This window comes from Brevundimonas lenta, assembly GCF_014196335.1.
GTDB classification, from domain to species: Bacteria; Pseudomonadota; Alphaproteobacteria; order Caulobacterales; family Caulobacteraceae; genus Brevundimonas; species Brevundimonas lenta.
The window spans coordinates 80219-92606 of the sequence record NZ_JACIDM010000003.1 but is presented as its reverse complement, the minus strand read 5'-3'; the positions used below and the strand labels follow the sequence as shown (position 1 = coordinate 92606).

The following is a 12388-nucleotide window of genomic DNA, read 5'->3' as shown; positions in this document are numbered from 1 at the left end:
GTCAGTCCTTAATCAAGACTTACTATTCGAGGCCGAGGATGGAGCGGTAGGTGGGGTGCACGACGTCTGCATGTTCGGGGTGTTTCTGCAGGTAGCCTGCGAAGAACGGGCAGACCGGCAGGATGAGCAGGCCGCGGGTGCGGGCGTCCTCGATCACGTGTTTCGCCAGCCGGCTGGCGATGCCCTGACCCTCAAGCGCCTGCGGCACGAGGGTCTCGGTGATCATGAGGTTGCGGTCGGACAGATTGTAGATGACCACCGCCACCTCGGATCCGACCGGCAGTTCGTAGCGGTGGGCGTCGGCGTTGTCGCGAATGTCGGCGTCGGCCATGGGGGGGGGCTCCGGTTAGTGGAAGTCGACGTGGATATGGTCGTCGTGGCGCGCGGCCTGACAGCCGGCGAAGCGCAGCTTGGGATGGCCCCACAGGCCGAGGCGGCGTTCAAGGTGGGGTTCGATCAGAATACGGCGGACACGGCGATCTGCGATCAGAGCCTGGATCAGTGCTTTCGTCCGCGCTTCGTCCAGCCTCCACGGGCGGTTGGCGGGCGGATCAGGCTTTTCGGCGCGGGCCGGGCGGCCGTTCGGGCAGGCGATCTCCTCACCCGGGCGGGGCGGCTCGGCCGGCCAGTAGCCGCCGTACCGGTCGGTGGCGGGGAAGTGGTCGAGCGGGCGGCCCTTCACGTCGGTGTAGTAGAGCCCGAGGTCGATCTGGCGGCCGTCGCCGTGGCTGAGATGCGGCGGAAACGGCTTCTCGCCGTCGGGGCCGGAGGCGTCCATGAAGCGGAGCACTTCGCCGGGGTAACGGGCGCGCATGGCCTTCGCCGCCGTGACCAGGGCCTCTCGCGCCGGCGGCGTGACGAAATGTCGATCACGGCGGCAGTAATAGGGACGGGTAGGCTCCAGCGGCGTGGAGGCGTCGCAGGGCAGGGTGACCAGGCCGACGGCGTTGGGCTGGGTGGAACCCGGCTGACCCTTCCACGGAACGAGATCGACCGCGCGTTCGCAGTTCGCGAGCAGAAGGAGCAGAGCGGCGGCGACGATCACTCTCACAGGGCGGCGAGTCCCGCTTCCAGCGCCAGCATATCGGCAGGGGGGGCGGTCTCGAAGCGCAGGGCCTGCCCGGTGACGGGGTGGATGAAACCGAGGATGGCCGCGTGCAACGCCTGGCGCGTCAGACCCGCATCGGCGATGGCGGCGCGGACAAGTGCGACGGGGCTGCCCGAACCGTAGACTGGGTCGCCGAGAAGCGGCGCGCCCTTTGAGGCGAGATGGACGCGGATCTGGTGGGTCCGGCCCGTATGGAGCGTGCAGGCGACCCGGGCGGCCATCGGGGCGCCGCCGGCCTTGGCGGGCTGTCCGAAGGTGGCCTGGACCACATAGTCGGTGATGGCGTTGCGCCCGCCCGAGCGGAGCACGGCCATCTTTTTGCGGTCCGACGAGGAGCGGCCGATCAGGCTCTCGATCCGGCCCTTGCCCGGGCTGGGAGCGCCTCGCGTGAGGGCGATGTAGGTGCGCTCGATGTCGTGAGTCGCGAACAGGGCCGACAGTCCGGCGTGAGCCCGGTCGGACTTGGCGGCGACCATGACGCCGGAGGTGTCCTTGTCCAGACGGTGGACGATGCCCGGACGGGCGACGCCGCCTATGCCCGAAAGGGTGTCGCCGCAGTGGGCCAGCAGGGCGTTGACGAGCGTGCCGGTCTCGCTCCCCGGAGCCGGGTGGGCCGCCATGCCGGCGGGTTTATCGATGACGATCAGGTCGGCGTCCTCGAACAGGACAGTCAGCGGAATGGCTTCCGGCTGCGGTTCGGCGGGCGCGACGGGCGGCAGGATGACCGCGTAGAGGCCGGGACGGGCCTTGGCCGAACCGCCTGAAACAGGCTGGCCCTCCCAGGTGACGGCGCCTTCGGCCAGCAGGGCCTGAAGCCGGGCGCGCGACAGGGACGGAAACGCCTCGGCCAGCGCCTTGTCCAGGCGCACGCCGGCGGTCTCGATGCGGGCTTCCAGCGCCGTCGGCTCGTCGTCTTCGGTGAGGAGGGGTTCGTCGGACACGGGCGCTCCGCCGCCGGGCGGCGGTCCGACCCGTCTAGCATGGGCGGGACGGGGCGGGTCAAACCGTCACTTGGAAGAAGCTTAACCATACGGCATGGTGCCCGCGTCTATCGGGGGGAGGGCGCGATGCGCACCATTTTGTTCGCCGCTGCGGCGACGACGGCAGCGCTGATGCTCGGCAGCTGCGCGACCATGAGCAAGGATCAGTGCCTGGCCGGCGACTGGAGCGGCCAGGGCTATTCAGACGGGGCCTCCGGCCTCGCCCAGAGCCGGCTCGGCGAACATGCCGAGGCGTGCATGAAGCACGGGATCGCGCCGGACGACGCGGCGTACCGGAGCGGCTGGTCGCAGGGGGTGATCACGTACTGCACGCCCGGCCGCGGCTTCGCCGAAGGCCGCAGCGGCAACGGCTACGCGGGCGTGTGTCCGGCGGAGCTGGAGCGCGACTTCATGCCGGCCTATGAGGATGGGCGCGTCGTCTACGCTGCGGAACAGGCGGTGCGGGACGCGGAAAGCCTGATCAACAGCCTCGGCGGACGGCTCGAGGAGCTGGACGACAAGCTGGACGCCAAGCAGCGGGAGCTGCGGACCGAGGGTCTGACCGACGAACAGCGCGACGTCATCCGCAACCGGATTCAGGAAGTCCGACGCGAACGCGAGGACACCGAACGCGACTGGCGCCGCGCGCAGCGGGCGCTGGACGACGCCGAAATGCGGGCGCGCGACGTTCGCTATCGGTTCGAGCGTTCCTACGGTCGCTGGTAAGAAGAAAGGCCCGGACGATCTGATCGTACGGGCCTTTGCTTTCACCCTGAAATTCAGGCCGCCTTCGAGGCGCGGGCGCCGAAGTGCGGGTCCAGTTCGCCGGCGGCGTAGCGCTTGGCCATCTGGGCGGTCGACAGCGGTTTGATCTTCGAGGCCTGGCCTTCGCAGCCGAACTGCTGGTAGCGCTCGATGCACAGCTTGCGCATGGCCTCCTTGGCGGGCTTCAGATAAGCGCGCGGGTCGAACTCGCCCGGCTTCTCGGCCAGCACCTTCCGGATGGCGCCGGTGATGGCCATGCGGTTGTCGGTGTCGATGTTGATCTTGCGGACGCCGTGCTTGATGCCGCGCTGGATTTCCTCCACCGGCACGCCCCAGGTCTGGGGCATCTTCCCACCGTACTGGTTGATGATGTCCTGCAGGTCCTGCGGCACCGACGAGGAGCCGTGCATGACCAGATGGGTGTCCGGCAGGCGGCGGTGGATTTCCTCAATCACGTTCATGGCCAGCACTTCGCCGTCCGGCTTGCGGCTGAATTTGTAGGCGCCGTGGCTGGTGCCCATGGCGATGGCGAGGGCGTCGACCTTGGTGGCCTTCACGAACTCAACCGCCTGATCGGGGTCGGTCAGCAGGGCGGAGTGGTCCAGCTTGCCTTCGAAGCCGTGGCCGTCTTCAGCCTCGCCCATGCCGGTTTCCAGCGAGCCCAGCACGCCCAGCTCGCCCTCGACGGAGACGCCGCAGCTGTGGGCCATCTCGGTGACGCGGCGGGTGACGTCGACGTTGTACTCGTAGCTGGCGGGGGTCTTGGCGTCCTCTTCCAGCGAGCCGTCCATCATCACCGAGGTGAAGCCGTACTGGATGGCGGTGGCGCAGGTGGCGGGGCCGTTGCCGTGGTCCTGGTGCATGCACACCGGGATGTGCGGATACAGCTCGGCGAGGGCGTCGATCAGCTTGGCCAGGACAATGTCGTTCGCATAGCTGCGGGCGCCGCGGCTGGCCTGAATGATCACCGGGGCGTTGACGGCTTCCGCCGCCTCCATGATCGCCAGGCCCTGCTCCATGTTGTTGATGTTGTAGGCGGGCAGGCCGTAGTCGTTCTCAGCCGCGTGATCGAGCAGTTGCCGCAGCGTGATGCGCGCCATGGTGGGTGTCTCCTGAGCCCTCTGATTGTTGGCCGTGATCTAGACCGGAGAACGGTCGAAGTCACGCATTGTTACAGCCTGACCACGGGTCCGGCGTCGTTCGTGGTCTCAGCGCAACGTCAGGCCTCGAGGGCCTCGACGCCCGGCAGAGGCTTGCCCTCCATCCATTCCAGGAAGGCGCCGCCGGCGGTCGAGACGAAGGTCATGTCGTCGGCCACGCCCGCGTGGTTCAGGGCCGCGACGGTGTCTCCGCCTCCTGCGACGGCGATCAGCTGACCGGCTTTCGCGCGCGAGGCCGCGTGTTTCGCGGCGGCCACCGTGGCGGCGTCGAACGGCGGGATTTCGAACACGCCCAGCGGGCCGTTCCAGATCAGGGTCTTCGAGGCGTCGATGGCGGCGGTCAGCCGGGCCACAGTCTCCGGACCGGCGTCCAGGATCTTGTCGTCGGCGGCGAGGGCGTCGCCGGCCTTTGCGACGCGCGATGCGGCGCCCGGCTTGACCTCGGCAGCGACGACGACGTCGACCGGCAGCAGCAGTTCGCAGCCCTTCGCCGCGGCCTCGGCCATGATCTCGCGGGCCGTGTCGGCCATGTCCTTCTCGGCCAGCGAGCCGCCGATATCGACGCCCTGCGCGTACAGGAAGGTGTTGGCCATGCCGCCGCCGATGGCGAGGCGATCCAGCTTGCCGACCAGGTTCTTCAGCAGATCCAGCTTGGTCGAGACCTTGGCCCCGCCGACGATGCCGATGACCGGCTTCTGCGGATTGCCGAGGGCGGCGTCCAGGGCGTCCAGCTCGCGGCGCATCGACTCGCCGGCGTAGGCGGGCAGCAGACGGGCCAGACCTTCAGTCGAGGCGTGGGCGCGGTGGGCGGCCGAGAAGGCGTCGTTGACGAAGACGTCGCCCAGCTCGGCGAGCTGAGCGGCGAAGGCGGGGTCGTTCTTCTCTTCGCCCGCGTGGAAGCGGACGTTCTCCAGCAGGGCCACGCCGCCGGCGTCGAGGTCCGCCAGCACGGCCTTCGCCTCGTCGCCTACGCAGTCGTTCGCGAAGCGCACCGGGGCGCCCAGCAGGCGTTCCAGGTCATCGACGACCGGCTTCAGGCTCATCGACGGCACGCGCTGGCCCTTCGGCCGGTCGAAATGCGCCAGCAGGGCGACTTTGGCGCCGGCGTCACGCAGCTTGTTGATCGTCGGCAGGGCGACCCGCAGGCGGGTGTCGTCGGTGACGGTTCCGCCTTCCATCGGCACGTTGAAGTCCACGCGAACCAGGGCGGTCTTGCCGGCGAGGTCCTTGGCGTCGTCGAGGGTGCGGAAAGTCATGGGGTCGCGCTCTGTTTGCCTTCTCCCGATGGGAGAAGGTGGCGGGGCGGAGCCCCGTCGGATGAGGGTCGGCTGGTGCGAGGGCGGCAAGCCGCCGCCCCTCACCCTTTCGCGCAACCGATCGCTTCGCTCCCGGGCGCTCAAGCCCTCTCCCATTGGGAGAGGGAGCAGTCCTAGATCAGCTTCGCCATCACCAGCGCGGTGTCGGCCATGCGCGTCGCGAAGCCCCACTCGTTGTCGTACCAGGTCAGGACGCGGGCCAGCTTGCCGTCGACGACCTGGGTCTGGGGCAGGGCGGCGGTCGAGGAGGCGGCGACGTGGTTCAGGTCGATCGAGACCACCGGATCGGTGGTCGTCGCCAGCACGCCCTTCATGGGGCCGTCGGCGGCGGCCTGCAGGGCGGCGTTGATTTCTTCCACGGTGACTTCGCGACCGGCCACGACCTTCAGATCGACGACCGAGACGTTCGGGGTCGGGACGCGGATCGACGAGCCGTCCAGCTTGCCCTTCAGTTCCGGCAGCACCAGGCCCAGCGCCTTGGCGGCGCCGGTCGAGGTCGGGATCATCGACAGGGCGGCGGCGCGGCCCCGGTACAGATCCTTGTGCATCGTATCCAGCGTCGGCTGGTCGCCGGTGTAGGCGTGGATGGTGGTCATGTAGCCGCGCTCGATGCCGAACAGGTCGTTCAGCACCTTGGCGACCGGGGCCAGGGCGTTGGTGGTGCACGAGCCGTTCGAGACGACGATGTCGGCGCCGGTCAGGGTCTCGTGGTTGACCTTGTAGACGATGGTCTTGTCGGCGCCGTCGCACGGGGCCGAAACCAGCACGCGCTTGGCGCCGGCGGTCAGGTGGGCCGAGGCCTTCTCCTTGGTGGTGAAGATGCCGGTGCACTCGAAGGCGATGTCGACGCCCAGTTCGGCGTGCGGCAGCTTCGCCGGGTCACGTTCGGCGGTGACGCGGATCTTGCCCGAGCCGACGTCGATCCAGTCCTCGCCCGAGGTCACCGTGCCCGGGAAGCGGCCGTGGACGGAGTCGTACTTCAGCAGGTGGGCGTTGGTGGCCACCGGGCCCAGATCGTTGATCGCCACCACTTCGATGTCGCTGCGGCCATGCTCGACGATCGAGCGCAGGACGAGGCGGCCGATGCGGCCAAAACCATTGATGGCGACGCGGACGGTCATGGGCGGAGCTCCTGAAAAGCGCGGGGGTGTCTGGTTGGCGCTTCAATGGGACCGCCGGCGCGGGGATTCAACCCCGCGCCTGTAACAAGCCGTGATGAACTGTAACGCTGCGGCCTATTCGGTGCGCCTTGCGCGCATGCCCGGCCCGTCGATCGCCAGCCCATCGTAGGCGATGACGCGACCAGCCTCATCCCGGCTGAATTGAATCCGGCGCGTCGGGTCGCCGACCACGGTGAACAGGTCGTCGCCCAGCGGCTTCAGAACGACCGGCGGGCGGCGGCCGCGCTGGATCTGCAGCTTGCCGCCCTCGATGGATACCCGCTGCTCTCCATACATTCCGGCGTAGACGGACAGGTCCGACGGGCCGGCCGGAGCCCGCAGGGTCTCCAGCGCCCAGACGGCGTCCGTGCGCCCGGCGTCCGCCGAGATGATCCCCTCCAGCGCCAGCGAATGGGCCCTGTCCAGGGCCTGATCCCACGGCGCTGCGACATCGGGCAGCACCCCGGTCCCTTCCCAGTTCTTTCCGGTCATCGGGTTCTTCGGCGAACCCATCGACACGAAGACGGCGAAGCCGCCGCCGACCGGGACCATGCCGCCCGGATTCGCCGCTCCGCCGGACGCCTCGCCGACGATGGTCGCCCGTCGTGCGCCCTGCAGCGTGTAGGGGAAGGCCTCCGCCGCCGAGCCGGTGCGTCCGCTGATCAGGACGTAGACTGGAACGTCCAGGCGCGGGTTGGGCCGGAACACGGCCGGGGCCTCGCTCTCGGTGCCCTCGCGGCTATGGAAGATGTTGTAGATCGGCGCGTCCGCGGGCGTGAAGGCGCTGGTCAGATAGCCGACCATCGACGGGGCCCCGCCGCCGTTGTCGCGCAGGTCGAAGATGATCGCGTCGGCGTCGGCGAGGAAGTCCAGCGCCGCATCGGCGGCCCGCCGGGCCGGGTCGGCCGGGTTGTCGAAGTCGATATTGTAGAACTGGCGCAGGTCGATGTAGCCGACGTTGCCCGGCAGGACCTCGACCTTGCGGAAGCCGTAGTGAGCCCGCGCCTCGCCCGGATTGACGGGCCGCACAGCCGGGGCCGCACCCTCGGGCGGGCGCATGCGGCGCACCGGCGTGCCGCTCGGGGCGGCGGGATCGAAGGTGACGTTGAAATGCGCATCCAGCGGCCGCAATCGCGCCGTCAGCGCCGGGGCCAGGTCACGAGGATCGGTCAGCGCGTCGAACGCGCCGGCCGCGGCCTCCGCCTCCAGTTCGCCGGCGACGCGGTCCCCGATCGCGGGGTCGAAATACAGTTCGCGAATACGCGCCGCGACGGCGTCGACGGTCTGGCGCGGCGTGGGCCGCTCGACGGTCGCGGCGGCGGCCGGCGCATTCGGCGCGGGGGCTGTCTGGGCGAAGGCGGGACCGGCGGCCAGAAGGGCGGCCGCGATCAGGACGATGCGCATCAAGGCGTCTCCACAGGGTTCGGATCGAGAGGAATATGCAGGCGGGCGGTCATGCCGCCGCCGTCGCGGCGCATCAGGACGACGTCGCCGCCGGAGCCGCGCGCCGCCTGCCGCGCAACCGTCAGGCCAAGACCCGCGCCGCCGGTTTCGCGATTACGCGAGCGTTCGCCCCGATGGAAGGGGTCGAACACGGCCTCGAGCTCGGCGTCATCGAGGCCCGGTCCGTCGTCGTCGACGGTGACCACCGCCGCGCCGTCGAATGCGAAGGCGCGCACGCGGGCTTGCCCACCGTACTGCATGGCGTTGGCGATCAGGTTGTCCAGCGCCCGGCGCAGCGCGGCGGGGTCGGAGCGCACGGGCAGGGCGCCGCCTCCGTCGAAGGTCACGGCGGCGCCGGTTTCCGAGAAGCCCGCCGCGCAATCCGACGCGAGGGCGTCCAGATCCAGCGGTTCGCAGCGTTCCGGCGTGGTCTCGCCCCGCACGAAAGCCATGGCCTGGCCGATCAGGGCGTCCATTTCCTCGATGTCCGAAGCCATGCGGTCGCGCACCGCGTCCGGCGCCTGTTCGGCGCGGAAGCGAAGGCGGGTCAGCGGGGTGCGCAGGTCGTGGGCGATGGCGGCCACGGTCTGGGTGCGCTGCCGCATGTGACGCCGCAGCGAGGCCTGCATGTCATTGAAGGCGGTGATCGCCGTGCGCACCTCGCGTGGGCCGGACGGCGGCAGGGGATCGGCTTCGGGATCGGCGCCCAGCCGTTCGGCGGCCTCGGCGAACACCCGGATCGGCCTCGTCAGCCGCCGCGCCATCCACCACACCAGCGGCGCCAGCAGCAGCATCGAGATCGCCAGCGCCAGCAACACGCGCTGCTGCCACGGCGACAGGAAGCTGCGCGGCGGTTCGACCGTCGCCCAGCGCCCGTCAGGCAGACGCAGCGACGCCGAGAACGGCGCGAAGGTCAGCCGATCCGTCATGACCGTGAACTGATGCGTGGTGCTGTCGACCACGATCGGACCGCCCCTGGCCATCGCTCGGGCCCGCAGTTCGGCGTGCACCTGTATCTGGTCTGGCTTCACGATGCGGCCCGGCATGGGCGCCGGCGGCATCGGAGGCGGCGTGGGCCGCGCTGGCGGAGCGGGCGCCGCAGGGGCGGGGGGCGGCGTCGGTACGACTACGTCGTCATCCCGGCGCACGAAGACGAAACTGGTCGCCGACGGACTGTCGTCATCGACGCGGCGGCGGGTGAACGCTGCGGACCGCTCCCGGCGCATCGGCTGCTCGATCGCCACGATCACCTGCTCGGCCGGCACGTCCAGGCTGTTCGCCAGACCGGACCGGATCGCCAGCGCCAACGGGTCGCCGACGCCTTTCTGGCGGGGCTCGACGGGGTGGTCGGAGATGCGGCGGCGCAGGGCGCGGCCATCGGCGGTCTCAGCCGGTTCGCCCTTCAGCGCGTGCGAGGCGGCCTCGATGCTGAAGCCCGCCGGGCGCGGTTCGGGCGCCAGCAGCACCACGCCGAAGGCGACCGCCTGCGACATGACGACGGCGAAGGCCGCCAGCGCGGCGACCTGGACCAGCACGGGAAGCGAGGACGGACGTCTCAATGCGCGCCCCGATGCCGCTCGACCTTGACGTCGAACCGGTAGCCCTCGCCCCGCAGCGTCTGGATCATCTCCAGACCCGAGCCGTCGTCCAGCTTCTTGCGCAGCCGGCTGATCTGCACGTCCATGGCGCGGTCGAATACGTCGGCGTCCGCGCCGCGCGCGCGCTCCAGCAATTGGTCGCGGGTCATGACCCGACCGGGACGCTCGGCGAAGGCGCGCAGCAGGGCGAACTCCCCCGCCGACAGGCCGACGACCTGGCCGTCGGGCCGGGTCAGCTCGCGCCGCATCAGATCCAGCCGCCAGCCCGCAAAGCCCAGCGCCGGTCCGTCCGTCGCCGCCTCCTCGCGCGGTCGGCGCAGCACGGCGCGCACGCGGGCCAGCAGCTCGCGCGGATTACAGGGCTTGGCCAGATAGTCGTCGGCCCCCAGCTCCAGCCCGATGATCCGGTCCGTGTCCTCGCCCATGGCGCTCAGCATGACGATCGGCGGCCCCTTGCCGGCCATGCGGCGGCAGACCGACAGCCCGTCCTCGCCCGGCATCATCAGGTCCAGCACGATCAGGTCCGGCGCGCGCGTCGCCACCGCCCGGTCCATCTCCGCCGCCGAGGCCGCGCCCACGGCGTCATAGCCGTGCTGGGCGAGGTAATCGCACAACACTTCACGGATGCCTGGGTCATCGTCGACGACAAGGATGCGCGGAGCCTCTGACTGCATTCCGCCATTCTGTCCGAGCCGGAAGTCGGCGTCATTTCAGGATTGAAACAAATCCGGACGCGCCTGAAACACGGACGCAAGCGCGCCGTGGTCGAACGGCGTCCGACAACAATCCGGGAGCCGACCGCCCATGCTGACCCTCATCGCCCTGTCCGCCGTCCTGCTCCAGGAACCGCCGGCGCCGCCCGCTCCGCCTGCACCCCCGCGGCCGCCGGAAATGCGCGCCCACTTCATGACCATGGGTGAGGACGGGCCGGGCGGCCTCGACAAGGACGGTGACGGTCAGGTGAGCCGCGAGGAATTCGCCGCGCCGCTCAACAACGCCTTCGCAGGGCTCGACAAGGACGGCGACGGCCGCCTGTCGACCGAGGAAATGGCCTCGGGACACGACAGCCATCAGGTGATGGTCATGACCGGCGCCGGCGGTCCCGGCGAACGCCGCATCGAAATCCGCCGCGACGGACCGGGGGGGCAGGCCTCGACCTGGACCTCCGGGGGCGGCGAACGCACCATGGTCTTCGTCGGGGAGCCCGGCCCCGACGGCGCGCCGCGGGTGGTCCAGGGTCCGCGCGGCGGCGAATGGAGCGAAGAGCACCGCGTCGAAATCCGCCAGATGGGCGGTCCGGGCGGCGACCACGATCTCGACAGGGACGGCGACGGCAAGCTCAGCGAGGCCGAATTCACCGCCCCTCTGCGCGAGGCCTTCGCCCGTATGGACGCTGACCAGTCCGGCTTCGTGGAGCAGGGCGAACGCGGCGGCGACGGCGACGTTCGCATCTTCACACACCGGGTTGAAACGCGTCACGATAACGAAAACTGATCGCGACCCGGCGTTTTTGTGATTTGATTGTCATCGGGCGGGCGTCGTAACGTCCGCCCATGCCTTCCTGCAGCTTCGTCAGACGACTGACCGTGTCAGCCGCGATTGGCCTTGCGCTTGTCGCCGCTCCCGCTTTCGCCGCCTCGCCGCTGGGCGATACAGCCGCAGCCGCGCCCGCCGCGGCGGGCGCCGTATCTCCCCGGGAGCGTGCGCGCATGAACCAGCGCGTGTTCGACCGCGTCTGGAGCGAGGTCCGCACCCAGTACTACGATCCCCAGCTTCACGGCGTGAACTGGAACGAGGCCCGCCGCACCTATCGGGCGCAGGCCCTCGCCGCCACCGATGACCGCGGCCTGTACACCGTGCTGGGCGAAATGCTGGACCTGCTGAACGACGACCACGCCGGCGCCTCGCCGCCGGCCGTCGCCCGCCGCCAGGACGCCCTGCGCGAACGCCGCGCCACCATCGGCGTCTCCCTGCGTCATCAGTCCGACGATCCGGGCGTCTATCTGGTCGAGACGGTCCGTGCGGGCTCTCCCGCCGACTCCGCCGGCGTCCTGCCCGGCTGGCGTCTGCAGACCGGCGCGCCCGGTCAGTGGTCGCCCGAGAGCGACGTCGTCGAAGGCGAAGCCGTCACCCTGTCCTTCGTCGACGAGGCCGGACAGCCGCAGCCGGTCCAGGTCACGCCCGTGATCATGGAGCCGCAGCCGGCCTTCGTCGCCGACCGTTCGCACCCGGGCGTCGTCGTCCTGCGCATCGAGGGCTTCGAGCCCGGTCTGGGTCGCTGGATGGGCGAAGAGCTGGCCGGTCTGGATCCCGACACCGACGTGGTGCTGGACCTGCGCGGCAATCCCGGCGGTCGCCTGATGGAGGCCGAGGCTGTTCTGAGCTGCTTCCTGCCGCGTGATCAGGCCTGGGCCACGCGTACGGCCCGCACCGGCCGCCAGATCGTCCTGAAGACCGCCGGCGGTTGCGGCGAGCTGGCCGCGCCCGTCTTCAACGACGTCGCCGTGCTGGTCGACAGCCAGAGCCGAAGCGCCGCGGAACTGACCCCGGCCGCCCTGCAGGAAGCGAAGCGCGCCGTCGTCATCGGCGAGCCGACCGCCGGCGCCGTGCTCATCTCGCAAGAGACCCTGCTGCCCGACGGCGGCCGTCTGACGCTCAGCCGCGCCGACTTCGTCACCTCCGGGGGCGTCCGTCTGGAGAAGCGGGGCGTGACTCCGGACCTGGTCGCGCCGGCTCCCTTGCGCGAGCGTCGCGCCGGCCACGACGCCGGTCTGGTCGCCGCCATCGCGGCGCTGGGCGGTCCGTCGCCGGATATGGCCCAGGCCGCGGGCGTTTCCGTCCTGCCGTAAGGCGTGTGG

The 12388-nt window shown here is 70.2% G+C and carries 12 protein-coding genes; 3 read left to right on the top strand and 9 right to left on the bottom strand.

Annotation, left to right across the window (positions count from 1 at the left end; genetic code table 11):
• Positions 1 to 22: 22 nt before the first annotated feature.
• Genes GGR12_RS13675 through GGR12_RS13665 form a run of 3 tightly spaced genes read right to left on the bottom strand, consistent with a single transcriptional unit; the run spans position 23 to position 2049 of the window.
• A complete protein-coding gene (locus GGR12_RS13675; RefSeq protein ID WP_183205014.1) occupies positions 23 to 331 on the bottom strand; it encodes a GNAT family N-acetyltransferase in 309 nt (102 codons plus the stop codon).
• 15 nt (positions 332 to 346) lie between these two features.
• Positions 347 to 1051 (bottom strand): hypothetical protein, encoded by a 705-nt coding sequence (locus GGR12_RS13670; RefSeq protein WP_183205013.1) that lies wholly within the window; start codon positions 1049 to 1051, stop codon positions 347 to 349.
• Positions 1048 to 2049, bottom strand: a complete 1002-nt coding sequence (locus tag GGR12_RS13665) for an RluA family pseudouridine synthase (RefSeq protein WP_183205012.1) — start codon at positions 2047 to 2049, stop codon at positions 1048 to 1050. Before GGR12_RS13665 ends, GGR12_RS13670 begins: the two co-directional genes overlap by 4 nt.
• Positions 2050 to 2175: 126 nt before the next feature.
• Here GGR12_RS13665 and GGR12_RS13660 point away from each other — a divergent pair, with 126 nt between their 5' ends.
• Entirely contained in the window at positions 2176 to 2814 is a 639-nt protein-coding gene (locus GGR12_RS13660) for a DUF2799 domain-containing protein (RefSeq protein WP_183205011.1), read from the top strand.
• A gap of 53 nt (positions 2815 to 2867) precedes the next feature.
• Here GGR12_RS13660 and fba read toward each other — a convergent pair whose 3' ends face one another.
• The 6 genes from fba to GGR12_RS13630 form a co-directional block, all read right to left on the bottom strand.
• Positions 2868 to 3953: a class II fructose-bisphosphate aldolase gene (gene fba, locus GGR12_RS13655; RefSeq protein WP_183205010.1), complete on the bottom strand. Its 1086-nt coding sequence runs from the start codon at positions 3951 to 3953 to the stop codon at positions 2868 to 2870.
• A gap of 119 nt (positions 3954 to 4072) precedes the next feature.
• Positions 4073 to 5269: a phosphoglycerate kinase gene (locus GGR12_RS13650; RefSeq protein WP_183205009.1), complete on the bottom strand. Its 1197-nt coding sequence runs from the start codon at positions 5267 to 5269 to the stop codon at positions 4073 to 4075.
• A gap of 173 nt (positions 5270 to 5442) precedes the next feature.
• Positions 5443 to 6450 carry a type I glyceraldehyde-3-phosphate dehydrogenase gene (gap, locus tag GGR12_RS13645; protein WP_183205008.1) on the bottom strand — a complete coding sequence of 336 codons (1008 nt, stop codon included), beginning with the start codon at positions 6448 to 6450 and terminating at the stop codon, positions 5443 to 5445.
• A 114-nt stretch (positions 6451 to 6564) separates the two neighbouring features.
• On the bottom strand, positions 6565 to 7893 hold the full coding sequence (locus tag GGR12_RS13640) for a S41 family peptidase (protein WP_183205007.1): 1329 nt from the start codon (positions 7891 to 7893) through the stop codon (positions 6565 to 6567).
• Entirely contained in the window at positions 7893 to 9491 is a 1599-nt protein-coding gene (locus GGR12_RS13635; protein WP_183205006.1) for an ATP-binding protein, read from the bottom strand. The genes GGR12_RS13640 and GGR12_RS13635 overlap by 1 nt, the downstream gene beginning before the upstream one ends.
• Complete coding sequence (locus GGR12_RS13630) at positions 9488 to 10204, bottom strand: response regulator (RefSeq protein WP_183205005.1); 717 nt, start codon at positions 10202 to 10204, stop codon at positions 9488 to 9490. Before GGR12_RS13630 ends, GGR12_RS13635 begins: the two co-directional genes overlap by 4 nt.
• Positions 10205 to 10334: 130 nt before the next feature.
• Here GGR12_RS13630 and GGR12_RS13625 point away from each other — a divergent pair, with 130 nt between their 5' ends.
• A complete protein-coding gene (locus tag GGR12_RS13625; protein WP_183205004.1) occupies positions 10335 to 11024 on the top strand; it encodes an EF-hand domain-containing protein in 690 nt (229 codons plus the stop codon).
• Positions 11025 to 11239: 215 nt separating this feature from the next.
• Positions 11240 to 12379: a S41 family peptidase gene (locus tag GGR12_RS13620; RefSeq protein WP_246328931.1), complete on the top strand. Its 1140-nt coding sequence runs from the start codon at positions 11240 to 11242 to the stop codon at positions 12377 to 12379.
• The last annotated feature ends 9 nt before the right edge of the window (positions 12380 to 12388 follow it).